This window comes from Aeromonas sp. s11, from assembly GCF_040907945.1.
GTDB classification, from domain to species: domain Bacteria; phylum Pseudomonadota; class Gammaproteobacteria; order Enterobacterales; family Aeromonadaceae; genus Aeromonas; species Aeromonas veronii.
The window spans coordinates 1-26,303 of record NZ_JBFOCU010000026.1; the positions used below are offsets into that span (position 1 = coordinate 1).

The 26,303-nt window shown below is 60.5% G+C and carries 25 protein-coding genes and 1 pseudogene; 21 read left to right on the forward strand and 5 right to left on the reverse strand.

From position 1 onward, the window contains the following. Window positions 1-108: 108 nt before the first annotated feature. Entirely contained in the window at window positions 109-1,140 is a 1,032-nt protein-coding gene (locus AB5Y84_RS07595; protein WP_001809438.1) for an IS630-like element ISAhy2 family transposase, read from the forward strand. A gap of 19 nt (window positions 1,141-1,159) precedes the next feature. Next, window positions 1,160-1,429 (forward strand): annotated as a pseudogene (locus tag AB5Y84_RS07600) (GGDEF domain-containing protein); the annotation flags it as partial. On the opposite strand, the gene xerD reads toward AB5Y84_RS07600, so the two are convergent. Further along, entirely contained in the window at window positions 1,426-2,325 is a 900-nt protein-coding gene (gene xerD / locus AB5Y84_RS07605; RefSeq protein ID WP_368176714.1) for a site-specific tyrosine recombinase XerD, read from the reverse strand. The pseudogene AB5Y84_RS07600 and the gene xerD sit on opposite strands and share 4 nt — an antisense overlap. Before the next feature lie 250 nt (window positions 2,326-2,575). Here xerD and fldB point away from each other — a divergent pair, with 250 nt between their 5' ends. The 3 genes from fldB (at window position 2,576) to AB5Y84_RS07620 (ending at window position 6,037) form a co-directional block, all read left to right on the forward strand. After that, window positions 2,576-3,094 (forward strand): flavodoxin FldB, encoded by a 519-nt coding sequence (gene fldB / locus AB5Y84_RS07610; RefSeq protein WP_236271571.1) that lies wholly within the window; start codon window positions 2,576-2,578, stop codon window positions 3,092-3,094. A gap of 202 nt (window positions 3,095-3,296) precedes the next feature. Further along, window positions 3,297-4,697: a TldD/PmbA family protein gene (locus AB5Y84_RS07615; protein WP_368176715.1), complete on the forward strand. Its 1,401-nt coding sequence runs from the start codon at window positions 3,297-3,299 to the stop codon at window positions 4,695-4,697. After that, window positions 4,697-6,037: a TldD/PmbA family protein gene (locus tag AB5Y84_RS07620; protein ID WP_257725900.1), complete on the forward strand. Its 1,341-nt coding sequence runs from the start codon at window positions 4,697-4,699 to the stop codon at window positions 6,035-6,037. The genes AB5Y84_RS07615 and AB5Y84_RS07620 overlap by 1 nt, the downstream gene beginning before the upstream one ends. An 84-nt stretch (window positions 6,038-6,121) precedes the next feature. Here the strand turns inward: AB5Y84_RS07620 and AB5Y84_RS07625 are convergent, their stop codons facing one another. Beyond that, entirely contained in the window at window positions 6,122-6,616 is a 495-nt protein-coding gene (locus tag AB5Y84_RS07625) for a zinc ribbon-containing protein (protein ID WP_005335155.1), read from the reverse strand. 145 nt (window positions 6,617-6,761) lie between these two features. Between AB5Y84_RS07625 and leuS the strand changes: the two genes are divergently transcribed. From leuS to lipA, 14 genes are all read left to right on the forward strand, one after another. Continuing rightward, window positions 6,762-9,338: a leucine--tRNA ligase gene (gene leuS, locus AB5Y84_RS07630; RefSeq protein WP_368176716.1), complete on the forward strand. Its 2,577-nt coding sequence runs from the start codon at window positions 6,762-6,764 to the stop codon at window positions 9,336-9,338. A gap of 205 nt (window positions 9,339-9,543) precedes the next feature. Then, window positions 9,544-10,026, forward strand: a complete 483-nt coding sequence (lptE, locus tag AB5Y84_RS07635) for an LPS assembly lipoprotein LptE (RefSeq protein WP_139747808.1) — start codon at window positions 9,544-9,546, stop codon at window positions 10,024-10,026. 13 nt (window positions 10,027-10,039) lie between these two features. Next, on the forward strand, window positions 10,040-11,077 hold the full coding sequence (gene holA / locus AB5Y84_RS07640; RefSeq protein WP_021229736.1) for a DNA polymerase III subunit delta: 1,038 nt from the start codon (window positions 10,040-10,042) through the stop codon (window positions 11,075-11,077). Then, entirely contained in the window at window positions 11,071-11,721 is a 651-nt protein-coding gene (nadD, locus tag AB5Y84_RS07645; RefSeq protein ID WP_021229735.1) for a nicotinate-nucleotide adenylyltransferase, read from the forward strand. Before holA ends, nadD begins: the two co-directional genes overlap by 7 nt. Window positions 11,722-11,824: 103 nt before the next feature. Next, window positions 11,825-12,166 (forward strand): ribosome silencing factor, encoded by a 342-nt coding sequence (gene rsfS / locus AB5Y84_RS07650; RefSeq protein ID WP_005335165.1) that lies wholly within the window; start codon window positions 11,825-11,827, stop codon window positions 12,164-12,166. A gap of 19 nt (window positions 12,167-12,185) precedes the next feature. Further along, window positions 12,186-12,653, forward strand: coding sequence for a 23S rRNA (pseudouridine(1915)-N(3))-methyltransferase RlmH (gene rlmH, locus AB5Y84_RS07655; RefSeq protein ID WP_005335166.1), 468 nt, complete (start codon window positions 12,186-12,188; stop codon window positions 12,651-12,653). Window positions 12,654-12,702: 49 nt separating this feature from the next. Continuing rightward, the gene (gene mrdA, locus AB5Y84_RS07660) at window positions 12,703-14,625 is read left to right on the forward strand and encodes a penicillin-binding protein 2 (RefSeq protein ID WP_005335168.1); all 1,923 of its coding nucleotides are present in this window, start codon (window positions 12,703-12,705) and stop codon (window positions 14,623-14,625) included. Beyond that, window positions 14,618-15,721 (forward strand): rod shape-determining protein RodA, encoded by a 1,104-nt coding sequence (gene rodA / locus AB5Y84_RS07665; RefSeq protein ID WP_021229734.1) that lies wholly within the window; start codon window positions 14,618-14,620, stop codon window positions 15,719-15,721. Before mrdA ends, rodA begins: the two co-directional genes overlap by 8 nt. Continuing rightward, a complete protein-coding gene (gene mltB, locus AB5Y84_RS07670; protein WP_368176717.1) occupies window positions 15,721-16,719 on the forward strand; it encodes a lytic murein transglycosylase B in 999 nt (332 codons plus the stop codon). The genes rodA and mltB overlap by 1 nt, the downstream gene beginning before the upstream one ends. Further along, the gene (locus AB5Y84_RS07675; RefSeq protein WP_124928714.1) at window positions 16,661-17,641 is read left to right on the forward strand and encodes a septal ring lytic transglycosylase RlpA family protein; all 981 of its coding nucleotides are present in this window, start codon (window positions 16,661-16,663) and stop codon (window positions 17,639-17,641) included. Before mltB ends, AB5Y84_RS07675 begins: the two co-directional genes overlap by 59 nt. Before the next feature lie 186 nt (window positions 17,642-17,827). Beyond that, window positions 17,828-19,024 (forward strand): D-alanyl-D-alanine carboxypeptidase family protein, encoded by a 1,197-nt coding sequence (locus tag AB5Y84_RS07680; RefSeq protein WP_005335176.1) that lies wholly within the window; start codon window positions 17,828-17,830, stop codon window positions 19,022-19,024. Window positions 19,025-19,316: 292 nt separating this feature from the next. Next, window positions 19,317-19,580 carry a DUF493 family protein YbeD gene (gene ybeD, locus AB5Y84_RS07685; protein ID WP_005335178.1) on the forward strand — a complete coding sequence of 88 codons (264 nt, stop codon included), beginning with the start codon at window positions 19,317-19,319 and terminating at the stop codon, window positions 19,578-19,580. 62 nt (window positions 19,581-19,642) lie between these two features. Continuing rightward, window positions 19,643-20,320 carry a lipoyl(octanoyl) transferase LipB gene (gene lipB, locus AB5Y84_RS07690; protein WP_040066806.1) on the forward strand — a complete coding sequence of 226 codons (678 nt, stop codon included), beginning with the start codon at window positions 19,643-19,645 and terminating at the stop codon, window positions 20,318-20,320. Continuing rightward, window positions 20,317-21,282 carry a lipoyl synthase gene (lipA, locus tag AB5Y84_RS07695; protein ID WP_005335190.1) on the forward strand — a complete coding sequence of 322 codons (966 nt, stop codon included), beginning with the start codon at window positions 20,317-20,319 and terminating at the stop codon, window positions 21,280-21,282. Before lipB ends, lipA begins: the two co-directional genes overlap by 4 nt. A gap of 107 nt (window positions 21,283-21,389) precedes the next feature. Here lipA and AB5Y84_RS07700 read toward each other — a convergent pair whose 3' ends face one another. Continuing rightward, window positions 21,390-21,950 (reverse strand): NUDIX domain-containing protein, encoded by a 561-nt coding sequence (locus tag AB5Y84_RS07700; RefSeq protein ID WP_201937544.1) that lies wholly within the window; start codon window positions 21,948-21,950, stop codon window positions 21,390-21,392. Window positions 21,951-21,957: 7 nt separating this feature from the next. Continuing rightward, window positions 21,958-22,758, reverse strand: coding sequence for a DUF2989 domain-containing protein (locus AB5Y84_RS07705; RefSeq protein ID WP_005335192.1), 801 nt, complete (start codon window positions 22,756-22,758; stop codon window positions 21,958-21,960). Window positions 22,759-22,969: 211 nt separating this feature from the next. Between AB5Y84_RS07705 and AB5Y84_RS07710 the strand changes: the two genes are divergently transcribed. Then, the gene (locus AB5Y84_RS07710; RefSeq protein WP_069554128.1) at window positions 22,970-24,403 is read left to right on the forward strand and encodes a glyceraldehyde-3-phosphate dehydrogenase; all 1,434 of its coding nucleotides are present in this window, start codon (window positions 22,970-22,972) and stop codon (window positions 24,401-24,403) included. A 71-nt stretch (window positions 24,404-24,474) separates the two neighbouring features. Further along, a complete protein-coding gene (locus tag AB5Y84_RS07715) occupies window positions 24,475-24,768 on the forward strand; it encodes a YeaC family protein (RefSeq protein WP_129503431.1) in 294 nt (97 codons plus the stop codon). A gap of 262 nt (window positions 24,769-25,030) precedes the next feature. Here AB5Y84_RS07715 and ansA read toward each other — a convergent pair whose 3' ends face one another. Beyond that, the gene (gene ansA, locus AB5Y84_RS07720; protein WP_005335195.1) at window positions 25,031-26,038 is read right to left on the reverse strand and encodes an asparaginase; all 1,008 of its coding nucleotides are present in this window, start codon (window positions 26,036-26,038) and stop codon (window positions 25,031-25,033) included. Between the last annotated feature and the right edge of the window lie 265 nt (window positions 26,039-26,303).

The window sequence follows — 26,303 nt, forward strand, 5'->3', positions numbered from 1 at the left end:
TAAATAGCTGTTCCGAATAGTAGATCACCGGAGGAAGGGAACTCAGTCCAGTTTGTGCGATCTGATTAGTCGCTAAACAAAACAAGCCACACCCAAAGGACTGAGTTGATGCCTATCCTACCACCTCTGCCACGACCACAACGGCGCCGCATTCACAAAATCATCCATGCCACCCGTGATAAAGGACATGCTCGTCGCTTGATGGCCATCTTGCTGTTACATGAAGGACGCACGATCACCGATGTTCATCACCTTACCGGCGCTGCGCGCTCGACCATCGGTCGTTGGCTTCGGTGGTATCGAGATGAAGGCATAGATGCGCTAGAAGCCTTACCGGCTGGCCGTGCCCCAGTCTTACCTATCGCCAAGATTGTCACCTTACTGGTGCTGCTCATGCAGTTTTCTCCGCAAGATTTTGGTTATCAGCGCAGCCGTTGGTGTACTGAACTATTGGCTATAAAAATCAATCGGTTAACAGGGCTCAATGTGGCAGCCTCCACGCTCCGCCGATGGTTACCTCGTATGGGCATTGTCTGGCGCAGGCCCGTGCCGACCTTGCGGATAAAAGACCCAGCCTATCAGGAAAAAATGGCGAATATCGACGCCGCGCTGGCCCGCTGTGATGCCGATAATCCGGTGTTTTATGAGGATGAAGTCGATATAGACCTCAATCCCAAATTAGGAGCCGACTGGATGTTCAGAGCGCAGCAAAAGCGGGTTGTCACACCGGGGCAGAATGCCAAGCATTATCTGGCAGGCGTTCTCCACGCAGGCAACGGAAGGGTACTTTACGTCAGCGGGATCAAGAAAAACTCATCGCTGTTTATTGCCATGCTGGAAAAGCTGCGCCACCACTACCGACGAGCCAAAACCATCACGTTGATCCTCGATAACTACATCATTCACAAAAGCAAACAGACCGAGCGATGGTTGAAGAAGAATCCCAAGTTCTGCCTGGTGTTCCAGCCAGTTTACAGCCCTTGGGTTAATCACATAGAACGGCTATGGCACAAGTTACATGAAACCATCACGCGCAATCATCAATGCAGAGGGATGGCAAACCTGCTGGCCCGAGTGAAACACTTCATGGATACCGTGTCTCCTTTCCCGGGGAATGGCTATGGCACAGCGAAGGTGTAGCACTATTGGGATCAGTTATTTAGAGGAACAGGCAACCCTGTGCCGCTTTGGGGGGGAAGAGCTGGTCGCCATTTTTGAACAGACAGATATTGCCAGTGCACAGCAGTTGATGGAGCAGTGGCGTATCAGCATGGGGCAACAGGATTGGCGTGAAAAGGGCTTAAGCGTCTCCTTTAGCGGTGGCATTGCCGAATCCCTGCATGATGCCCCAGACAGTGTGATGGCCCGCGCCGATGCAGCTCTTTATCAGGCTAAACAAGCGGGCAAAAATCGGCTGCAACGGGCTTAAGCGCGGGGGTGGTGCTCCCCGTGCAGGGCCTTGAGCCGCTCGTTGGCCACATAGGTGTAGATCTGGGTGGTGGAGAGATCCGCATGGCCCAGCAGCATCTGTACCACTCGCAGGTCGGCGCCGTGGTTGAGCAGGTGGGTGGCAAAGGCGTGGCGCAGGGTATGAGGGGATAACTCGCCGTTGATCCCGGCCCGCTGCGCGTAAAGCTTGATGCGATGCCAGAAGGTCTGGCGGGTCATCATACGGGCCTGCTTGGAGGGGAAGACCACATCCGAAGTGGTGCCCCCCAGCAGCAGGGTGCGGGCCTCCCGGTAGTAACGCTCCAGCCAGTGCATCGCCTCCTCGCCCATCGGCACCAACCGCTCCTTGTTGCCCTTGCCCACTACGCGCACCAAGCCCTGACGCAAACTGACATGCTCGGCGGTGAGCCCAACCAGCTCGGAAACCCGCAAGCCGGTGGCGTAGAGCAGCTCCAGCATCGCCTTGTCCCGCAACTCCAGCGGGTCATCCACCAGCGGCGCACTCAGCAACGCATCCACCTCCGTTTCGCTTAAATCGGAGGGGAGTTTTTTCGGCAGCTTGGGCCCCTCCAGCAGCACGGTCGGATCGTCGCTGCGCAGCTTCTCGCGGTTGAGATACTGGTAAAAGCGGCGCAGGGCCGACAAGAAGCGGGCGGTGCTGCTGGCCGCAAACTGGTGATCGACCCGCCAGGCGAGGTAGTGCTGGATCTCGTCCATCCCCGCCAGCAGCAGCGAGCTCCCCTGCTCGTCGAGCCAGAGGGAGAACTTCTCCAGATCGCTGCGATAGGAGCTGACCGTGTTGTCAGACAATCCCCGCTCCAGCCAGAGGGCATCGAGGAAGGGTTCAATCAGGGGATGGGGGTCGGGTTTGCTCATGGTGCGCTGCAATCAGGGGATCGATGGCCCATTGTAACGCGCCAACTCCTTGGAAAGACAAGGCACTTTCATTGGAAAGATAAGGCTCGTTTGCCACACCCCTTGCCGGGCGGTGAAGGTCGAATGGCAATCTGCTAGACTGGCGCCCTCCCCTTACGTTACCCATCGTGTTGCCAACATGGCGCAGCCCACACGAGCATGCGAGAACGCGCCAACAGCAAGCGAGAAAGCGCCAACAGAGAGTAGAGCGATGAAGATTGGTCTGTTTTACGGTTCCACCACCTGCTACACCGAGATGGCTGCCGAGAAGATCCGCGCCCTCATCGGCCCCGAGCTGGTGGATATTCACAATATCAAGGATGTCTCCCTGCGCCGGATGGAGGATTACGAGATCCTGATCCTCGGCATCTCCACCTGGGATTTTGGCGAACTGCAGGAGGACTGGGAGTCCCGCTGGGAAGATATCGCCGACCTCCATCTGGAGGGACGCATCGTGGCCCTGTTTGGCCTCGGCGATCAGCTCGGTTATGGCGAATGGTTCCAGGACGCCCTCGGCATGCTGCACGATCAGCTGGTGCCAAAAGGGGTCAAGCTGGTGGGCTACTGGCCCAACGAAGGGTACGAATTCGATGCCTCCAAGGCACTGATCGACGATGGCCGTCACTTCGTCGGGCTGGCCCTCGATGATGCCAACCAATATGACCAGACCGATCCGCGCATCGAGCTGTGGGTCGAGCAGATCCTGAGCGAAATCCACGCCCTGCTCTAATCCGGCCCCCTCCTCTCAAGGCGGCCACTCACCCGCTGATGTGGCCGCCCGGGCGCAGTTATCGCACCGATTTTCTCAATCGGTATCATCGCATGACGCTATAGCGACTTTTTTGTGCTGGTCTGCAACAATGGACTCGACATCCTATAACAATCAGAGCCGGATGTCGGAAGCAAACGGACAGACCAGAAAAGGATATTCTATGACTCCATTCTCCCTGTTGGCCCCCTCCATCGCCCGTGACGTGCTCGATCACGCGCTGGCGCTGGGTGCCGATTTCGCCGAGCTGTTTGTGGAGCGCAAGCGCCGCAGCCAGCTCAGCCTGCTCTCCAGCCAGATAGAGAACATCAGCGGCGGCCTCGATTTCGGCATCGGTGTGCGCCTCTGTTACGGCCACAAGGTGCTCTACGGCTACACTAATCTGGCCAGCCGCGACGAACTGCTACGCATCGTCACTCTGCTGGCGGCCAAAGACCGCCGCGACCCTGTGGTGACCGCCACCGCCTTCGATTTCACACGCCTGAGCGATCGCAACCCGGTGGCGCTGCCGCTCTCGGCAGACAAGCTGCTGGAGCAGAAGATCGCCTATCTGCACGCCATGGATGCGGCGGCCCGCGCCGAGAGCGACAAGGTGAGCCAGTTCTCCGGCAACGTGCTGGGCTGGGAGCAGGAGGTGGAGATCTTCAACAGCGAAGGGGTGCAAGTGGCCGATCGCCGCCACTACAACCGCATCATGGCCCAGACTATCGCCATGGAAGGGAGCGAGCAGAGCGTCGGTTACGAGGCCCCCGGCGCCCTGATGGGGTGGGAGCATGCCGATCGCATCGATCCGCGCGAGCTGGCGCTCACCGCCACCCGTCAGGCGCTGGTGAAACTGGGCGCGGCTCCCTGCCCGAGCGGCACCCTGCCGGTCATCATGGAGAACGGCTTTGGCGGCGTCATCTTCCACGAAGCGTGCGGCCACCTGCTGGAGACCACCTCGGTGGCCAAGAAGGCGTCGGTATTCCACGACAAGATGGGCCAGCTCATCGCCAATCCTGTGGTCAATGCAGTGGATGAAGGACTGCAAGGCAATGCCTGGGGCTCCATCAACGTCGATGACGAGGGGATGGCGACCCAGCACACCCAGCTCATCAAGGACGGGGTACTGACCGGTTTTCTGGTGGACCGAATGGGCGCCCTCAAGACCGGTTATGCCCGCACCGGATCGGGTCGGCGCGAATCCTACAAGTACGCCCCCACCTCGCGCATGCGCAACACCTATATCGAACCGGGCAACCACAGCCTCGACGACATGCTGGCCACGGTGGAACACGGCATCTACGCCAAGAAGATGGGGGGCGGCTCGGTACAGCCCGGCACCGGTGAATTCAACTTCAACGTGCAGGAGGCCTACCTCATCGAGCACGGCAAGATCACCAAACCGCTCAAGTCGGCCACCCTGATCGGCACCGGCCCGCAGGTGCTGAAAGAGATCTCCATGGTGGGCCGCAATCTGGCACTGGCCGCCGGCATGTGCGGCTCGGTCTCGGGCTCGGTCCCCACCTCGGTGGGCCAGCCGGCGCTGAAAGTGGACAATATTCTGGTGGGAGGGAACGCCTGATGAGCCAGCTCGACATGAACCAACTGCTCACCCGCCTGCTCGACAAGGTGGCCGCCCTCAACGCCGAGGCAGACATCATCGCCAATCAGGAGAAGGCCTTCTCCCTCAAGGCAGACAAGGGCGAGCTGGGTGAATACAAGGTCACCAGCAGCCAGCAGCTCGGTATTCGCCTGATAAAAGAAGGTCGGGTCGGCATCGCCTACTCGGAATCCCTCGATGAGCTGGCGCTGGATGCCATGCTGCAGGATGCGCTCGATGCCAGCCGCTTTGCCAAGGTGGATCCGGATCAGCGCATCTCGGTGGCCAATAGCCGGATCACCACAGATTGCGCCGAGATCAACCAGCCCGATACCACGCCGGTTGAGGAGAAGATCGCTCTGGCCCTGCGCCTCGAATCTGACATGCTGGCCATGCCCGATGTGAGCGGCGCCCCCTACAACAGCTTCTTCGAAGGGGAGAGCCAGCTCTGGCTCGCCAACAGTCAGGGTACCCTCTGCCAGCACGGCGAGTTCAGCGTCGGCTGCTACACCTCGGCGCTGGTGGAACGGGATGGCCGCCAGTCGATGCACTCGCAGGGGCAGTATGGCCGTCGCTTCGACGAGCTGGATAGTCAGGCCCTGATCGAGCAGATCTACGCCATCGCCGATGGTCTGCTGCCCGGTGAAGCGGTGCCGAGCGGTCGCTACAGCGTCATCTTCAGCACCAACTGCTTCGCCAGCCTGTTTGGCTGCTTTCAGGGTGTGCTGTCGGGCAAGTGGGCCCAACAAGGGATCAACCCCTGGCGCAGCAAGGTCGGCCAGAGCGTAGCGTCACGCTGGCTTACTCTGGAGAGCCGGGTCTATATGCCGGGCGGCATGAACATCAAGGCGTTTGATGGCGAGGGGGCGGCCAGCTCTGATCTGCTGCTGATTGGCGAAGGGGAGCTGAGGACCCTGCTCCACAACAGCGCCACTGCCCGCCACTTTGGCGTCGCCAGCAACGGCTCGGCCGCCCGCGGCGCTCGCAGCGCCCTCGATGTGACCGCTCGCCATCTGGTGTTTGGCGCGGGCCCCCATAGCGAAGCGGAGGTGCAGAGCGGCGACTATCTGGAGCTGGTCAAGCTGGATGGCCTGCATTCGGGTGCCGATGCGGTGAGCGGCGACTTCTCCTTTGGCGCGTCAGGGTTCCTCTGTCGCGATGGAGTTCGCCTGCAGCCGGTGCGCGGCATCACGGTAGCAGGCAACTTCTACCGCCTGCTGGGCGAGCTGGAAGCGGTCGGGGATACCCTGCACCACAACGACGGCAAGGGCTTCTACGCCCCGCAGATCCGTTTTGGCGGCCTCTCCGTCGCGGGCAAGTAAACGCCCCGACGAAACCTGCAAGCAAGAAAAAGGCGCCTGATGGCGCCTTTTTGCTCGTTATCTCGTCCGCCTTGATGGCATGACTCAGGGCGAGAGCGGCTCGCGATGATACTCGGCGCAGCCGCATTCGGGGCAGGTATCGAGCTGTTGTGGGTGCAGCACGGTATGGCGCCAGCCACACTGGTCGCACACCATGACCCCGAGCCCTACCCAGTCACCCGCTTCGTAAACACCCTTGTGCTCCAGCTCGTCGGCCAGCTCGCGCCACTCCACCTGGGCGCGGTCGGTCACATCCGCCAGCCAGGACCAGGCGGTGTCTTTGAGGGCCAACATAAAGGCAGACTCTTCCACCTGCGCACTATCGTCATGGCGCCCCTCGTCATAGTTGCCCAGATCCCGCTTCACGTACTCGGCGATGAGCGCCAGCTCGTCCTGAGTCAGGTCGCTGGCGGCCTCCAGATAGGCCTGCACCTTGGCAATCATCCGGTTGAGGCGCTCCCCCTGGAACTCTTCAGTCTCTTGCCACTGTTTTTGCAGCTCGGCAATGAAGGCTTCGTACCCTTTTTGACGTTTGTCCATGGCTCTAACTCCTCTACTAAACCCTGATCTGGCCCGGCTTAAGGCCCAAGGGACGCTGGCGGTTGTTGCCGCCGCAGGATATGGGTATTCTATTGCGATTTCCCAGCTGATTTATCTATTCATTTCACAGATCCGGATGTCACCAATGCAAGAGCAATACGTTCCCCAATCAATCGAACCAGCAGTGCAAAAGCACTGGGATGCCAAGAAAACCTTCAAGGCCGTGGAAAAGGTAGACAAGGAGAAGTTCTACTGCCTGTCCATGTTCCCCTATCCGTCTGGTCGACTACACATGGGGCACGTTCGTAACTACACCATAGGTGATGTGATCTCCCGTTATCAACGCCTCAATGGCAAGAACGTGCTGCAACCCATAGGTTGGGATGCATTCGGTCTGCCGGCCGAGAACGCCGCGATCAAAAACAATACCGCGCCGGCGCCCTGGACCTACGAAAACATCGAATACATGAAGAACCAGCTGAAGATGCTGGGTCTGGGTTATGACTGGGATCGTGAAATCGCCACCTGCAAACCGGACTACTACCGCTGGGAGCAGTGGTTCTTCACCAAGCTCTACGAGAAGGGTCTGGTCTACAAGAAGACCTCCTCCGTCAACTGGTGCCCGAACGACATGACAGTGCTGGCCAACGAGCAGGTGGTCGACAACTGCTGCTGGCGCTGTGACACCCCGGTGGAACAGAAAGAGATCCCCCAGTGGTTCATCAAGATCACCGACTACGCCGAAGAGCTGCTCAGCGACATCGACAATCTGGAAGGCTGGCCGGAGATGGTCAAGACCATGCAGCGCAACTGGATTGGCCGCTCCGAAGGGGTCAACATCAGCTTCAATATCGAGGGGCAGACTGAACAGCTGGAGGTCTACACCACCCGTCCGGACACCTTCATGGGCGTCACCTATGTCGGTATCGCTGCCGGTCACCCGCTGGCGCTGCAAGCAGCCCAGAACAATCCTGAGCTGGCCGCCTTCATCGAAGAGTGCAAGAACACCAAGGTAGCCGAAGCAGAGCTGGCCACCATGGAGAAGAAGGGCATGGCCACCGGCCTCTATGCCATTCACCCGCTGGATGGCCGCAAGGTACCGGTCTGGGTCGCCAACTTCGTGCTGATGAACTACGGCACCGGCGCCGTGATGGCGGTTCCGGCCCACGATCAGCGTGACTTTGAATTCGCCACCAAATATGGCCTCGACATCAAGGCGGTGATCAAGCCGGTTGATGGCGACGTCGACGTGAGCGAAGCGGCTTACACCGAGAAGGGCGTGCTGTTCAACTCCGGCGAGTTCGACGGTCTCGACTTCCAGGGCGCCTTCGATGCCATCGCCAACAAGCTGGAAGGGCTCGGCAAGGGCAAGCGCACCGTCAACTACCGTTTGCGTGACTGGGGCGTCTCCCGTCAGCGTTACTGGGGTGCCCCCATCCCGATGCTGACCCTGGCTGACGGCACCGTGGTGCCGACGCCGGAAGATCAACTGCCGGTACTGTTGCCAGAAGATGTGGTGATGGACGGCATCCAGAGCCCGATCAAGGCCGACGCCGAGTGGGCCAAGACCACCTACAACGGTCAGGAAGCGTTCCGCGAGACCGATACCTTCGACACCTTTATGGAGTCCTCCTGGTACTACGCGCGCTACTGCTCCCCGGACTACGACAAGGGCATGCTGGATCCGGCTGCTGCCAACCACTGGCTGCCGGTGGATCAGTACATCGGCGGTATCGAGCACGCCTGTATGCACCTGCTCTACGCCCGCTTCTTCCACAAGCTGCTGCGTGACGCGGGTCTGGTGAACAGTGACGAGCCGTTCAAGCGTCTGCTCTGCCAGGGCATGGTGCTGGCCGACGCCTTCTACTACAAAGACGAGAAGGGTGGCAACGTCTGGGTCAGCCCGACCGACGTCAAAGTAGAGCGTGACGAGAAGGGTCGCATCACCAAGGCCATCGACAACGAAGGCCGTGAGGTAATGCACTCCGGCATGACCAAGATGTCCAAGTCCAAGAACAACGGCATCGACCCGCAGCTGATGGTCGAGCGTTACGGCGCCGATACCGTCCGTCTGTTCATGATGTTCGCCTCTCCGGCCGAGATGACCCTGGAGTGGTCCGACTCCGGCGTAGAGGGTGCCCAGCGCTTCCTGCGTCGCCTGTGGCGCGTCACCTTCGAACACGTTTCCGGTGGCGCCGTTGCCGCACTCGATATAGCTGCTCTCACCAACGAGCAGAAAGCGGTACGCCGTGAACTGCACAAGACCATCGCCAAGGTGAGTGATGACGTGGGTCGCCGTCAAACCTTCAACACCGCCATCGCCGCCATCATGGAGCTGATGAATAATCTGGCCAAGCTCGGCAACGACGAGCAGGACCGCGCCCTGATGCAGGAAGCGCTGGAAGCCGTGGTGGTCATGCTCTACCCCATCACCCCGCACATCGGCTTCGAGCTGTGGAAGATGCTGGGCAAGGGCGACGACATCGATCACGCAGCCTGGCCGGTGGCCGATGAAGCGGCCATGGTCGAGACCGAGAAGCTGGTGGTGGTGCAGATCAACGGCAAGATGCGCGGCAAACTGACCGTGCCGGCCGAGATCAGCCAGGCTGATGTCGAGAAGCTGGCGATGGCCGATGCTTCCGTGCAGAAGTTCACCGACGGGCTGACCGTGCGTAAGGTGATCTATGTACCTGGCAAGCTGCTCAATATTGTCGCTAACTGATCGGTTGCCAACTGATGTCATACCATTTGGCGACCTTGGCTGACTGTGTGGCCACTCATGGGTAACGACGTACCGGCCCATGACAGCTCAACATTGTCGCTAACTAATTGGCTGCCAACTGATCATTGCCAATCTGTGACAGCAAACGGATGATAACGGCGGGCCCTGCGCCCGCCGCTTTCCCTTAATGCAAAGAGGATTTTCTATGGGCACCATCTTCACCCGCTGGATGGCCATCGTGCTGGCTGGTCTGCTGCTGCAAGGCTGCGGCTTTCACATGCGCGGCAACGGCATTCCGAGCGAGCTGATGACCATGAAGGTCGTGGGCGACAACAAGAGCGACTTCTACCGGATGGTTACCACCCGTCTGAAGGCCTCTGGCGTGACCCTGGCCGACAAGGAGGGCATTCCGGTGCTCACTCTGGGCGGCGTAGGCGGCACCAGTCAGGTCGCCTCGGTCAACGCGCTGGGGACGGACACCGAATATGTGCTGGGCTTTGGTACCCAGTTCACCATCTCGGTACCGGGCAAGCCGACTCAGGTCTTCCCCATCAACTTCAACCGCAGCTTCCTCAACAAGCCGGATGCAGCGCTCGCCTCCTCCCGTGAGCAGGAGCAGCTCAACCGCGAGATGCAGGAGCAGGCGGCCAATCAGGTGATCCGGCAGTTGAGTCAGGTCAGCTTCTGATGCGAGTACTTTGATGAGAGTCTACCCTGAGCAATTTGGTGACCACCTCAAAGCAGGGCTTCGGCCCTGCTATCTCGTTTTTGGCGACGAGCCCCTGTTGCGACTGGAGGCCATCGATGCCATCCGTCAGGTCGCCCGCAAGCAGGGTTTCGATGAGCGCCACACCTTCGTGGTGGAGCAGGGGCTGGACTGGAATCAGGTCTACGATGCCTGTCAGGCCATGAGCCTCTTCTCCGCCCGCCAGATCATCGAGCTGGAGCTGCCCGCCAAGGTGGACAAGGATCTCGCTGCCCGCATCAGCGAAATTGGCAAGCAGCTTCATCCCGACCTGCTGCTGGTGCTGAGTGGCGGTCGCCTCAACCAGACCCAGATGAAGGCAGCCTGGTTCGACAAGCTCTACCAGATTGGCACCTATGTGCCGGTCAACCATCCGGAGCCCAAGTTCTTCCCGCGCTGGATGAGCGCCCGTTTTGCGCGTTTCGGCCTCAAGGCGCTGCCGGATGCAATCAACTTCATGTGCCACTCCTACGAGGGCAACCTGCTGGCCGCCAGCCAAGAGATCGAGAAGCTGACCCTGCTCTCGCCGCCCCAGCCCATCAGCGTCACCTATCTGCAAGAGACCATTATCCGCCACGCCCACTTCACCCCGTTCCAGCTGGTCGATACCCTGCTGGAGGGCAAGGTGAACCGGGCCCAGCGCATTCTGGCCGCCCTGCGGGCCGAAGGCACCGAGCCGGGGATGCTGGCCTGGACCCTTTGCCGCGAGCTGGAGCAGCTGACCGAGCTGTCGCTGGCAATGCGCAACGGCCAGCCGCTGGGGGAGCACTTCAGCCGCCTGCGCATCTGGCAGAGCCGCCAGCAGCTCATTCAGCAAGCACTGACCCGACTGCCGTTTGCCAAGTTGCAGCAACTGTGGCAACTGATGGCCCAGCTGGACGATGCCCAGCGCCGCTTCGATAGCGAGCAGGCCTGGCTGATGCTGCAGACCATTGCCCTCGGCTTTCGTGATGGCACCCCGCTGCCGCTGGTGATGGAGAGCAGCCCGTGCTGAAGGCGCCCATTGGCCTGCTGGGGGGCACGTTCGATCCTATCCATATCGGCCATCTGCGCCCGGCCATCGAGGCGCGCGATGCCCTCGGGTTGGCCGAGATGCGGCTGATCCCGAACCATATCCCGCCCCACCGCGCCAATCCGTTCTGCTCGAGCGAACAGCGTCTCGCCATGGTCAAACTGGCGGCGGCAGAGAACCACCACTTTGTGGTGGATGAGCGGGAGCTGAGACGGGACAAGCCCTCTTACACCATCGATACCCTGATCGAGCTGCGTCATGAACTGCCCGGTACGCCGCTCTGTTTTCTGATGGGGATGGATTCCCTGCTGAGCCTGCCAAGCTGGCACCGCTGGCAGGAGCTGCTCGACCATGCCCATCTGGTGGTGAGCGTGCGGCCGGGCTGGCAACCGGATTATCCGGCCGGGGTGGCGCAGCTGCTGGCGCGCCATCACACCACAGATGCCAACGCGCTGCATCAGCGTCTGACCGGTCATATCTGGCTGGCGGACAACCAGCCCATCGAACTGTCAGCCACCCGACTGCGGGCCTTGCTGGATGCGGGGCAAGACACCCGCTACCTCTTGCCCGAGTCGGTTGCGCACTATATTGATCAACAGGGGCTCTACCGCGCCAACCGCCGCTAGCCCCTGTCGTAATCCCGCCCCGCCCGATGGGAAACGGGAGTGACCATGATATAATCCGCCGCCCTGACGCAAACGCTGCGCGCCGGAATACAGGAGAGACTCATTGCAAGGCCAAGAATTGCATGCCTTTATCATCGACAAGATCGATGACATGAAAGGCCGCGACATCATCACCCTCGATGTACGCGGCAAATCCAGCATTACTGACACCATGATCATCTGTTCCGGCAACTCCAGTCGTCACGTCAGCGCCATTGCCCACCATCTGGCCAGCGAGGCCCGCCACGCGGGTCTGGATCTGCTGAGCGTGGAAGGGCAACTGAGCGGTGAATGGGTGCTGGTAGATATGGGCTCGGTGATCGTGCATGTAATGCAGGATGAACATCGTGACTTCTACCAACTGGAAAAGCTGTGGAGCGGTGCCGCTCAAATGAATACGCAATAAGAGCACAAGTGTAACGACCATGAAGATCCAGTTGATTGCGGTGGGCACCAAGATGCCCGCCTGGGTAGAGCATGGCTTCGAAGAGTATCGTCGCCGCTTCCCCAAAGACATGCCGTTTGAACTCGTCGAGATCGGCGCAGGCAAACGGGGCAAAAATGCCGACATTCCCCGCATCCTGCAGAAGGAAGGGGAAGCCATGCTGGCGGCTGCGGGGCGCTCGCGCATCGTCACCCTCGACATTCCGGGCAAGCCCTGGACCACTGAGCAGTTGGCGACCCAGCTGGAGGCGTGGAAACTCGATGGCCGCGATGTGGCCCTGCTGGTAGGCGGGCCGGAAGGCTTGTCCCCCGAGTGCAAGGCTGCCGCCGAACAGAGCTGGTCACTGTCACCGCTCACCCTGCCCCATCCGCTGGTACGGGTACTGGTGGCCGAGAGCCTCTATCGGGCCTGGAGCATCACCACCAACCATCCGTATCATAGAGAGTGAACAATGCAGTTCCTGCTCTTATTGCCCCCAAGGGTCTTGAGGTAAAGGCATGCTGAAACAACGCATCGAAATGCGCGATCACAGTGCCGAGGGCAATCTGTTCTTCCGGCGCACCCTGGTAGCCTACATCGGCATCGTCGTGCTGATGCTGGTGCTGCTGGGCAATCTCTATTATCTGCAGGTCGAGTCCTACGACACCTACCAGACTCGCTCCAACTCCAACCGAATCCGCGTGGTGCCGGTGGCACCGCCACGGGGCCTCATCTATGACACCAACGGTGTGCTGCTGGCGGAAAACCGCCCGGTCTACAGTCTGGAAATCGTGCCGGAAGAGACCAAGGATCTCGAAAAAACCGCCGACCAGCTGATCACCCTGCTGGGTCTGCCGGAAGGCACCAAGGAGAAGTTCCTCGCCGAAGTGAAGCGCCAGCGCCGCTTCAAGCCGGTCGCCCTCTACGAGAAGCTGACCGAATATCAGGTGGCCCTCTTCTCGGTCAATCAGCATAACTACCCAGGCGCCAGCATCGAGGCCTACCTCAAGCGCTACTACCCGTTTGGTGACACCCTCACCCATGCTTTGGGCTATGTGGCCAAGATCAACACCCGTGACGTAGAGCGCCTCGAGAAGGAAGAAAAACTCGCCAACTACGCGGCCACCAAGGATATCGGCAAGCAGGGGGTGGAGAAATATTACGAAGATGAGCTGCACGGTGTGGCGGGCTATCAGGAGGTCGAGGTGAACAACCGCGGCCGGATTGTCCGCACCCTCAAGTTCCAGCCACCTATTCCGGGCAAGGATATCTACCTCAATATCGACGTCCGGATGCAGCTCAAGGCCCAGCAACTGCTGGCTGGCCAGCGCGGAGCCATCGTGATGATGGACCCGAAAACCGGCGCCATCCTGGCCCTGGAGTCGAGCCCCAGCTATGACCCCAACCTGTTCGTGACCGGTATCTCCAGCGCCAACTACTCGGCGCTGCTCAACGATCCGGCGCGGCCGTTGGTGAACCGCACCACTCAGGGCATTTATGCCCCCGCCTCCACCGTCAAGCCCATGATGTCCATCATGGGTCTCAACGAGGGGGCCATCACCCCGGGCTACCGCTATTTCGGCGGCCCAAGCTTCTCCATTCCCGGCACCACCAAGAAGTTTCGCGACTGGCGCCGCTGGGGTCATGGCTGGCTCGACGTCTATCGCGCCATCGAGGTCTCGGCAGATACCTACTTCTACGATCTCGCCTATCGGGTCGGCATCGACAAGATCCACAGCTACATGACCAAGTTTGGCTTCGGTCAGTACACAGGAGTCGATCTTTATGAAGAGACCAAGGGGGTCATGCCGTCCCGTGACTGGAAGATGGCCCGTTGGCGCCAGCCCTGGTATCAGGGTGACACCATCTCTGTCGGTATCGGTCAGGGCTACTGGAGCGCCACCCCGCTCCAACTAGCCAAGGCGATCAGCATCCTGACCCAGAATGGTCACGACGTCACCCCGCACCTGCTCAAGAGCACCGCCTCCCAGGCGGGGGTGGTCGATGCCCCCATCAACCCCAATATCGCCCTCAAGCTCAAGAACGACAGCTTCTGGAAAGTGGCGCAGGATGGGATGTGGCGAGTCAACCATGGCAGTGAAGGCAGTGGCCGTCACTCGTTTGCCAAGGCGCCTTACTCCTCAGGCGGCAAATCGGGCACAGCCCAGGTAGTCGGTTTGAAGGAAAATCAGGTTTACAACATCAAGACGGTCAAGGCGGAACATCGCGATAACGCTTTGTTCGTTGCTTATGCCCCCTTCGAGGCGCCCAAAGCGGTGGTAGCTCTGGTACTGGAAAACTCCATCGGAGGTGGCGGTGGTCGAGCTGCATCGCCCATTGCACGCCAAATGCTGGATGCCTATCTGCTGCCCCCTGATCCGCAACTGCCACCGGCACCGGAAAAGCCGTCCCAACCGAGTGAGGTCGCTCCCAATGAGTAATTCTGCCCGCCAGCAGAGCATCTGGTACAAGCTGCATATCGACTTGCCCCTGCTGCTCGGTCTGCTGGCCGTGATGACCCTCTCCATGGTGGTGCTCTACTCCGCCTCCGGTCAGGATATGGACTCCATCGTGCGCCAGCTGGTGCGCGGCGGTCTCGCCTTTGCCCTGATGATCGGCCTGGCCCAGCTGCCCCCCTCCCTCTACGCCCGCTGGTCGGTGCCGCTGTTCGCCGTGGTGGTGCTGATGCTGATTGCGGTGGACGTGTTCGGCCACATCGGCAAGGGGGCCCAGCGCTGGCTCGATCTGGGCTTTATGAAGTTCCAGCCCTCCGAGGTGATGAAGCTCTCCATGCCGATCATGGTGGCCGCCTGGCTCAGTCGCCACTCGCTGCCACCCAAGTTCAGCCATGTGGTGATCGCCCTCATCATGGTGCTGCTGCCCACCCTACTGATCGCCGCCCAGCCTGACCTTGGCACCTCCATTCTGGTGGCAGCCTCCGGCTTCTTCGTCATCTTCCTGGCGGGGCTCAGCTGGTGGCTGATCGGCTTGGCGGTCCTGCTGATGGTCGCCTTTATGCCGGTACTCTGGTTCTTCCTGATGCACGACTACCAGCGCCAGCGGGTGCTGATGCTGCTCGACCCGGAGAAAGACCCGCTCGGGCGCGGCTATCACATCATCCAGTCCAAGATTGCCATCGGCTCCGGCGGCGTCTTTGGCAAGGGGTGGCTGCAAGGGACCCAGTCCCAGCTGGAGTTTCTGCCCGAACGCCATACCGACTTTATCTTCGCGGTATTCAGCGAGGAGTTCGGTCTGGTGGGGGTTGCCCTGCTGCTGGTGCTCTACCTCTACGTCATCAGCCGCTGCCTGTTTATCTCGATGCAGGCCCAGAACAGCTTCGAGCGACTGCTGGGTGGTGCCATCACCCTCACCTTCTTCGTCTATGTGTTCGTCAACATGGGCATGGTGAGCGGCATCTTGCCGGTGGTGGGGGTACCCCTACCGCTGGTGAGCTATGGCGGCACCTCCATGGTGACCCTGATGGCCGGATTCGGTATCCTGATGTCCATCCAGACTCATAGAAGACTGCTCGCCTGATGAGACGGGTTGGATTGCTGCTCTCGCTCGCCACCACGATGGCGACCGCCGCCGTGTCGCCGGATCGGTTGGCCCTGCTCGCCGAACAGCAACAGGTGCCGCTGGCGGAGCTGCAGGCGGCCGTCGCCCGCGCCCAATTACGGCAGGAGGTGCTCGACACCATCAGCAAGCCGTGGGAGGCCAAACCCTGGCATCGCTACCGGCCGCTGTTTGTTACCCCGGATCGCATCCGTGACGGCCAGCAGTTCTGGCAGCAACATGCCGAGACACTGGCTCGCGCGGAGCAGACCTATCGGGTGCCCGCCTCGCTCATCGTGGCTATCATCGGGGTCGAGACCTTCTACGGTCGCCAGATGGGTCGTCATCCGGTGCTCGATAGCCTCTACACCCTGGGGTTTCACTACCCGGAGCGGGCGGACTTCTTTGCCAAGGAGTTTGCCCAGCTGGTGGTGCTGGCCAAAGAGGAAGGGTGGCAACTCGATGCCCTCAAGGGCTCCTATGCCGGCGCCATGGGGATGGGGCAGTTCATGCCCTCTAGCTATCGCCACTACGCCGTCGACTTTGACGGGGATGGCAAGCGGGATCTGTTTGCCAACCCGGTCGATGCCATCGGCAGCGTGGCCAACTATTTTGCCAACCACCAGTGGCGCTGGGGCGAATCCGTGGTGGAACCGGCCCAAATCGGGTTGATAGCAGTCGAACCTCTACTCAGGCCTGAACCCGAGTTAACACAACAGTGGTCAGAACTGGCGGCGGCAGGGATTGAGCTCGCCACGCCGCTGGCCCCACAGACGCCGGTCAAGTTGCTGGCGTTTGCCCAAGCCGATGGACCGGAATACTGGGTCGCACGGCATAACTTTTATGTGATCACCCGTTACAATCGCAGCCCACTCTATGCGATGGCGGTGTATCAACTTAGCCAAGCCATTCAGGAAGCGTATGCATCTTCGTCACAAACTCCTCCCGCTCAGCCTGAGCTTGTTGCTGGCCGCCTGTAGCAGCCAGCCGGAACAGAGCGCCCCCATCGAGCCGCAAGCACCGGTCAGCAAGCCACCCGTTATCGAGATCCCGCAAGCTACCGGCGCCATTCCGCGCCCCGAGCCCCTGAGTGCCAGCGGCAACCGGGACTACTGGATCGGCAAGCAGAAGCACGAGGTGTGGCGCGACATCAAACACTACAGCGAAGAGGGCACCGCCAGCTGGTTGTCGCCGGATCTGGACGGTCAGAAAACCGCCAACGGCGATGTGCTGGACAGCAAGCTGTTCAGTGCCGCCCACCGCAACCTGCCCATCCCTAGCTATGTGCGGGTCACCAATCTGGACAACGGGCTGGAGACCATAGTGCGGGTCAACGATCGCGGCCCGTTCAACAGCCCGCGCCTGATCGACCTCTCCTACGCAGCGGCCAAGCAGCTGGAGATGGTCGATAGCGGTGAGGCCAGAGTACGGCTGGAGCTGATCAGCGACACTCCGGATCAGATGGTGATCATGGAGCCGATGAAGCCCATCGAAATGACTCCGACCACTCCGGCTGCGGCCTCCAACACGCTGTCGCAAGATGGCTTCCTGGGTGAACCAACCGCACTGGCGATGGCCACTCCCGCCGCCGAACCCGCCCCCGTCAAGGCACCCGCCGCCACGCCCGCCAAAGCGGCACCTGTCAAGCCAGCACCAGCCAAGGCCGCAGCGCCTGCCAGCAGTGGTGATGGCAAGATGATCCAGGTACTGGCCAGCGGCTCCCGGGATCGGGCCGAGGCGATGGGCAAGGTGATGACCCAGCGTTACGGCGTGCCTTACCGGATCGATGCTCATGGCGCCATTTTCCGGGTGCTGATTGGCCCGGTCGCCGCCGACCAGCAGGCAAGTGTGCTGGAAAAAGTACGTCAGGGCGGGCTGGAACAGGCCTTTATCGTACCCTGATCGCCCCACTTTGCCGCGGATGTGACTAACCGCTTACTCACTGTCATCACGTCGTTTTATGGCGTGATGACAGGGAGTGATGGATAAAAAACCAGTTCTGATCGCCATCTCGGGCTATAACCTGCGGGCGCATCTGGTATAGTTAGGCCCGCATTTTATCCCCATCTGGCTCGCAGGAATTTCAAGATGTCCAAATTTGCCCGTTCAGTTCTTCTGGCCTCACTGATCAGCGTAACCGCCCAGGCCAATACGCCGGTGCCGACACCGACCCCGAATGCCATGCCCATGGTGGTTCCCGCCGCACCGGAGATCTCCGCCAAGGCCCATATTCTGATCGACTACTACTCCGGTCAGGTGCTGGCCGAGCAGAACGCCGAAGAGCGTCTGCCGCCCGCCAGTCTGACCAAGATGATGACCTCCTACATCATCGGCCAGGAGCTGCTGAAGGGGAACATCAAGCGCACCGACATGGTGACCATCAGCCAGAACGCCTGGTCCAAGAACTACTCCGACTCCTCCAAGATGTTTATCGAGGTGGGCAAGCAGGTCTCTGTCGATGATCTCAACAAGGGCATCATCATCCAGTCCGGCAACGACGCCTGCGTCGCCATGGCCGAGTTCCTGGCGGGCAGCACCGACTCCTTCGCCAGCCTGATGAACAGCTGGGCCGCCAAGCTCGGCATGAACGACAGCCACTTCATGAACCCGCACGGCCTGGATGCGGAAGGTCACTACAGTACCGCTCACGACATGGCCCGTCTGGGTCAGGCGCTGATCCGCGACCTGCCGGAGGAGTACAAGATCTACTCCCAGAAATCCTTCGTGTTCAACGGCATCACCCAGCACAACCGCAACCGCCTGCTGTGGGATCAATCCCTGCAGGTGGATGGCATCAAGACCGGCCACGTCAGTCAGGTCGGCTATAACCTGGTCTCCTCTGCCACCAACAACGAAGGCATGCGCCTGATCGCCGTGGTACTGGGCGCCAGCAGCGAAGCCTCCCGCGCCGCCGAGAGCAAAAAACTGCTCACCTATGGCTTCCGCTTCTTCCAGAGCCTGACCCCGTACAAGGCAGGCACCGAGTTGGTCACCCAGAAGATCTGGATGGGCGACAAACCGGAAGTGAAACTGGGCGTCGACAAGGATGTCTCCGTGCTGGTCACCCGCGGTCAGGGCAACAACCTGAAGGCTGATTTCCAGCTCGACAGCGAGCTGAAAGCGCCGCTGGCCAAGGGTCAGCGCGTCGGTACCGTGTTCCTGAAACAGGGTGACAAAGAGATCAAGCAGGTGCCGCTGGTCGCCCTAGAAGAGGTGCAGGAAGGTGGCTTGATGAGCCGTCTGTGGGACTATCTGGTACTGCTGGTCACCAGCTGGTTCAAGTAATCCAACGCACAATCCTCACCAAACAGCGGCGCCAACAGGCGCCGCTGCTGTCTGTGACCGGCAAAGGCAGTGAATAACCCTGTAAACTGCAGGTTCCGCCTTACCCTGATTTGTGGTAAAAAGCAGCACTTCCATCCTTGTCTGACCGATCCTGGCCTTGATCCCGGTCCGGGCAGCGCCCATATAGTTATGAGCCGTGCCCATATAGACTTGAAATGGCGGCCTCCACGGGCCATCGGCCACTAGCCATCCAAGATGAAGTCATCCCGGTGATGACGCAAAAGGTGAGTAAATGAATACCAAGTTTGATGAACTGCTGGAGTTTCCCTGCAAATTCCCGTTCAAGGTACTCGGCGTTGCCGACCCGGCACTGCCGGAAATGGTGGTTGAAGTGCTGCAACAGCACGCCCCCGGCACCTACAGCCCGACAGTCCAGCCCAGCTCCAAGGGCAACTACCACTCGGTCCGCGTGACCGTGACTGCCCAGAGCAAAGAGCACATCGAAGCGATGTACCACGCCCTTGGCAAGATCGAGCTGGTGAAATACGTACTGTAATTTCTCTCTCGCCCCGTTCTGCGGGGCGACTGTTTTTGGCCGCAGCACGCCGCGAGGACGCCATGTCATCCCAGATCCCCGCCCAGTCCAGCCTGATTGTCAGGCAGCTGGGTCGCCGCCCCTACCAGCCGGTATGGGACGCCATGAAAGCCTTCACCGACAACCGCACCAGCGACACCCCGGACGAGTTCTGGGTGGTCGAGCACGATCCCGTCTACACCCAGGGTCAGGCCGGCAAGGCCGAACACCTGCTCAATCCGGGCAATATCCCGGTGGTGCAGAGCGATCGCGGCGGTCAGGTGACCTATCACGGCCCGGGCCAGCTGGTGCTCTACGTACTGGTGGATGTCCGCCGCTGCAAATTCTCGGTTCGCGAGCTGGTGACCGCGCTGGAGACAGCCATCATCAACACCCTCGCCAAAAGCGATATCCAGGCCTATGCCAAGGCCGATGCCCCCGGGGTCTATGTGAAAAATGACCTTGGCATGGAGGCAAAACTGGCCTCGCTGGGGCTGCGCATCCGTAAGGGGTGCTCGTTCCACGGACTGGCCCTCAACATCAACATGGACATGACCCCCTTCCTGCACATCAATCCGTGCGGCTATGCGGGCATGGCCATGACCCAGACCAGCGCCCTGGGCGGCCCGCAAAGTGTGGCCGAGGCGCAATCCATTCTGGTGGCCGAACTGGCCCGCCTGATTGGCTATCAAACAATAACAAACACCGAGAGTGAATCATGAGCAAACCCGTTCGTATGGAGCCGGGCGTCAAGCTGCGCGATGGCGACAAGATGGCCCTGATCCCGGTGAAATTCATGCCGGATCCCAACGAAGAACTCCTTCGCAAGCCGGACTGGATGCGGATCAAGCTGCCCCCCTCCAGCCAGAAGATCGAACACATCAAGAGCACCTTGCGCAAGAACAAGCTGCACTCGGTCTGTGAAGAGGCCTCCTGCCCCAATCTGGCGGAGTGTTTCAACCACGGCACCGCCACCTTCATGATCATGGGCGCCATCTGCACCCGCCGTTGCCCCTTCTGCGACGTGGCCCACGGCCGCCCGCTGGCACTCGATCCGGAAGAGCCGAAGAAGCTGGCGCTGACCATCAAGGAGATGAACCTCAAGTATGTGGTGATCACCTCGGTGGACCGCGACGATCTGCGCGACGGCGGTGCCCAGCACTTCGCCGACTGCATCCGCGAGATCCGCGAGCACAGCCCGCAGACCCGCATCGAGATCCTGACTCCGGACTTCCGTGGCCGGATGGAGCAAGCGCTGGAGGTGTTCCGCGAGACCCCGCCGGACGTCTTCAACCACAACCTGGAAACCGCGCCGCGCATGTATCGCGTCGCCCGCCCGGGTGCCGACTACAAGTGGTCGCTGGAGCTGCTGCGCCGCATCAAGGAGATGCACCCTCACGTACCGACCAAATCCGGTCTGATGATGGGTCTTGGCGAGACCAACGAAGAGATCGTCGAGGTGCTCAAGGATCTGCGCGCCCACGGCGTCAACATGCTGACCCTGGGTCAGTATCTGCAGCCGAGCCGCCACCACCTGCCGGTCAAGCGCTACGTGCCGCCCGCAGAGTTTGACGAGCTGAAAGATGTCGCTATGGAGCTGGGCTTTACCCACGCCGCCTGTGGTCCTTTCGTTCGCTCTTCCTACCATGCTGATCTGCAAGCCAAGGGCGAAGAGGTCAAATGATCTCGCACGACAGGGAGGCCAAATAACCGCCACCCTCGCAATGAAAAAGAGCGCCTATTGGCGCTCTTTTTATTGGTATCACTGACAGTTGCAGCTTGATGTACTCATCAGCCGTGGTCGAAGATCCCCTGTTGATGCCAGCGTTGCAGCTGGGCCAGCACCCGAGTCTCTCGCGCCGTCCACTGGGGACAGGGTCCCGCCAGCTGGGTCTTGTTGGTCTGCAGCGCTTCGTCGAGGGCAAACCAGCCGGGCACGAAGCCAAGGCGGATCTCGTAGGGCTGCGGCTGCGGGGCCACCAGCTGATCGCCAATCCGGCACAAGTAGTAGAGCGAGCGGATGCAGTAGGCATCAAACCCCGGCTCGCGGGCGGCGCGATATTCACGGGTCTCGCCAAGCAGGCCCCCCACTTCCCGCAGCTCGGCACCGCACTCCTCCAGCAGCTCGCGAGCGAGCGCCACATGGTGGCTCTCCCCCGCTTCAATGCCGCCCCCGGGGAACATCAGATCGCCGTTGACCCGGGAATGCACCAGCAGCAGCTCGTCGCCACGGGGCACCACGGCACGCACCGTGAGGCGCTCCAGGGTGCGGCCATCGGTACGTACCTCGCCATGAACGAAAGAGAGATCGAACGGAGTGTACCAGCAACTGGCCGGGGAGAGCATCGTCATCACTGCCTCAGGGCCGGTAGTTGCCATGCTTGAGCTGCTCGACAATTTCGGCAGCCCGCACATCGTAACCATCCTGCTCTGTCTTGCTCAGGGTGTGGTAGATGCCAAAACGCTTGGCGGAGACCTCGGGGCTATCCTGAAACGACTCGCTCACCTTGCCCCACAGATAGGCCAGCCCATACTGTTTCTGGCCCATATAGAGGGTGCTGAGGGAGGTGAATATGCGGCTGTTCACCTTGTCCCCCTCCTGATAGAGGGAGAGCCCGTGCTGCAGGGTGGCAATGGCCTTTTCCGGGTCGCTCTTGGCGTAGATACCGCCAAGCGCCAGTTGCAGCTCGGGTTCATCCAGCGCCTTGGTGCCTTCCAGCGCCATAAACTGCTGACGAGCCAGCTCGTTGGTGTTGTTGGTCCAGTGCCAGAGCAGCAGGTAGGGATCTTGCGAATTGCGGGTCGCGGCATCGAGCTGGGCCAACTGATCTCCGGCCGCCAGCATGCCCTCGACCCTTGGACTCTTCTGCTCGCGGGCATTCTTGTATTCAATGCTGGTGGAACGCTCGGCACATTTGAGATAGCGCTCAAGGTTGCGCATCAGCTCATACTTGCGCCGATCCGTCCCCTCCTCCTTGAGATAGAAGCGACTGCGGATCACATCGGTACGCTCGTAGCGACACCAGCCATCGTCCACCAGATCCTGGCAGAGCTCGGGATGATTGCCACAGATGTTGTGGATCCGGTCGTCATTGCAGCCAGCCACGGCAAGGCCGACTGAAAGCATGATGAAGGTCTGTCGCAGGGGGAAATTGGCCATGGTTCACATCTTGTTGGTAACGCGGGTTGGTAACAACTGGCGCCTTTACGGGCCACCTCCGGCTAGCAAACCGGTTACATATCCATTACAATGCGCGCGCCATATAAGGCCGCGATTGCAGAATAATATAACGAAATATACACCCCTACACTGATCTGCATTCGACGAATTTTCTATTTACACCAACAACGTGAAATAAAGGATCTGGTCAATGACCCACGAGCACTACTTGCAAGCGTGGCAGGAGAGCCAGGAGCTCGCCGAAGCCATGCAGCCCTTGATTGGTCGCCTCTACCGACAACAAGGGGTCGAGATCACCCTCTACGGCCGCCCGCTGCAAAACGCCTCCACCATCGATATCCTCAAGGCCCACCGGGTCGTCCGCCGCCACCAGGGCGCTCCCCTCCCCATCCAGCAAAGCTTCCCCCTGCTTCAGGCCATCGTTGCCCTCAAACCCACCGCCGCCGAGGTTGACCTTGGCAAGCTGGCAGTCGGCTACTGGCAGGATCATCAGGATGAAGCGGGGATCGAGGACTATCTGCAAGCGCGACTAGCACCGGCCCTTGGCCGCAGCCAGATGCCGCAGCCGACCGACGTGGTGCTCTACGGCTTTGGCCGCATCGGCCGCCTGCTGGCCCGCCTGCTGATCGAGCGCACCGGCGCTGCCAATCCGCTGCGTCTGCGCGCCATCGTGGTACGCGGTGGTCGCGACGGAGATCTGGAGAAACGTGCCAGCCTGCTGCGCCGCGACTCGGTGCATGGCCCCTTCAACGGCTCCATCGAGGTGGATGTGGAGCGCAGCGCCATCATCGCTAACGGCACCTTCATTCAGGTGATCTACGCCAATAGCCCGGCCGACATCGACTACACCGCCTACGGCATTCACGATGCGCTGATCGTCGACAACACCGGCGTCTGGCGTGACGAGGCAGGCCTCTCCGAGCACTTGAAGGCGCGCGGTGCCGGCAAGGTGCTGCTGACCGCTCCCGGCAAGGGGGAGATGAAAAACGTGGTGTTCGGGGTCAACCATGAAGTGATAGGCCCGGGTGACAGGATCATCTCCGCCGCCTCCTGTACCACCAACGCCATCACCCCTGTGCTCAAGGTGATGCAGGAGCGTTACGGCATTCGCCACGGCCACGTGGAGACGGTCCACTCCTACACCAACGATCAGAACCTCATCGATAACTATCACAAAGGCGAGCGCCGCGGTCGCAGCGCAGCCCTCAACATGGTGATGACCAGCACCGGCGCCGCCAAGGCGGTGGCCAAGGCGCTGCCGGAACTGAAGGGCAAGCTGACCGGCAACGCCATCCGGGTGCCGACCCCCAATGTGTCGCTGGCGATTATCAACCTGTCGCTGGAGCAGGCCACCGATCGGGAGAGCCTCAACGCCTATCTGCAGCAGATGGCGTTAAGCTCGGCCCTGCACCGCCAGATCGACTTCAGCGCCAGCACCGAGCTGGTCTCCTCCGACATGGTAGGCTCCCGTTATGCGGGCATCGTCGACTCCCAGGCGACCATCGCCGAAGGGGATCACTGTGTGCTCTACGTATGGTATGACAACGAGTTCGGGTACAGTTGTCAGGTAGTGCGGGTGATGGAGCAGATGGCTGGCGTAGTCCGCCAGGATCTGCCGGCATAGACCGATAGGGTCTACCTGCATGGCCCATCAGATCCCGCTGTTTATGGCTCAATAGTTCAAGGAGAGGCCGGATGTCGTTTCAACAGGGTGAGTTTTTACAAGCTATCAGGCAGATGCCCGAAGAGGTGTATGAGCGGCTCAAAACCGCTGTCGAGCTGGGCAAGTGGCCCGATGGCAAGCCCCTGACCGACGAGCAGAAGGCCACCTCCCTGCAAGCCGTGATGGCCTGGCAGTCGATGCACATCGACAATCCGGAGCACATGAACATCGGCCGTGACGGCGAGATCGTGATGAAGAGCAAGAGCGAGCTCAAGCGTCAGTATCGCGACGAGGAAGAGATAGTGCGGGTCGACCTTAACCATTGAACCTGACCCGGCAGGCCGCTCGCAGCGGCCACAACAGAGAGGGGAGCCATGATGGCTCCCCTCTTTTTTCCTATCGATGCCGGGTGACTCATCCCCCTCATCCCCAACCCTTCTCCCGCCAGGGGGAGAAGGGAGCAGGCTCGCACCTGCGAACAGTGAACGGGCCACCTGCCAACGCTCTTCATGGCAAGCCTCGTGGCCAACAGCACCTCGCTCTATCCCCTCTCCCGCCGGGAGAGGGTTAGGGTGAGGGCCGCATCGCTTAGGGAGTCAGCTCCCCGCGCAGGGACTGCTGCATCAACTCGCGAATGCGGTGGGATGGCAAGTCCTGACTCAGCAGGAAGTGGAGCTTGGTGAGCGCCGCTTCGGCGGTCATGTCAAAGCCCGAGATCACCCCGGCCCGCGACAGGGCATTGCCGGTAGCATAACCCCCCATATTGACCTTGCCGTGCAGGCACTGGCTCAGGTTGACGATGATGACGCCGCGGGCCGAAGCCTCGGAAAGCAGCGCCAGCATGGCCGGGTTTTGCGGCGCATTGCCGACCCCGAATGACAACAGGATCAGCGCCTTCACCGGCTGTTGCAGGATATTGGCGATCACCTCGCTGGAGATCCCCGGATAGAGGGTTACCACGCCGATGGGCTGGGGGGTAATGTCGTGCAGCACCAGCGGCCGCTCGGACGGCACGCCCAACTCGCCCGCTTCCAGCGAGATGGCGATCCCGGCATTGAGCAGCGGCGGATAGTTGGGGGAATCGAAGGCGTGGAAGCCGTCGGCGTGCACCTTCTTGCTGCGGTTGCCGCGATAGAGCTGATTGTTGAAGAACAGCGTCACCTCGTGGATCGGGTAGTTGGCCGCGATATAGAGGGCGTTGAGCAGATTCTGCTGACCGTCGGAGCGCAACTCGGCGAGCGGGATCTGGGAGCCGGTGATGATGACCGGCTTGTGCAGATCTTCCAGCATGAAGGAGAGCGCCGAGGCGGTGAACGACATGGTGTCGGTGCCATGCAGGATCACGAAACCATCGTATTTCTCGTAGTTGTCGCGAATATCCTCGGCGATACGCTGCCAATCCGCCGGGGTCATGTCGGAGGAGTCGATGAGGGGCGCATATTCGTGGATATGGTAATCCGGCATCTCGGGGCGGTGGAACTCGGGCATCCGCGCCAGACAGTCTTCCATAAAGCCCGCCATCGGCACGTAGCCGTGATCGGAACGCTGCATCCCAATGGTGCCGCCTGTGTAGGCAATGTAGATAGACTTCTTCACACCCTCTCCTCTTGATGAAGTGAACACCGCCGGAACATGAACCATGTCGGGGTGAACCACAATGTCAACGCCCGCCAGCGCCTCTGCGTGCAGCGGAAACCGGCGAATTATAGAGACTGGCGCCCCAAATGACAGCCGTTCCATGCACCCTTTTCGGCTTTTCTGCCCTCTACCCACATAGTGTTAAATGTCACAATAAACCACTAAAACGAGCATTAATACGACAAAGATGGAATTAAACGATGCTTTTTGCTACAATCCGCCG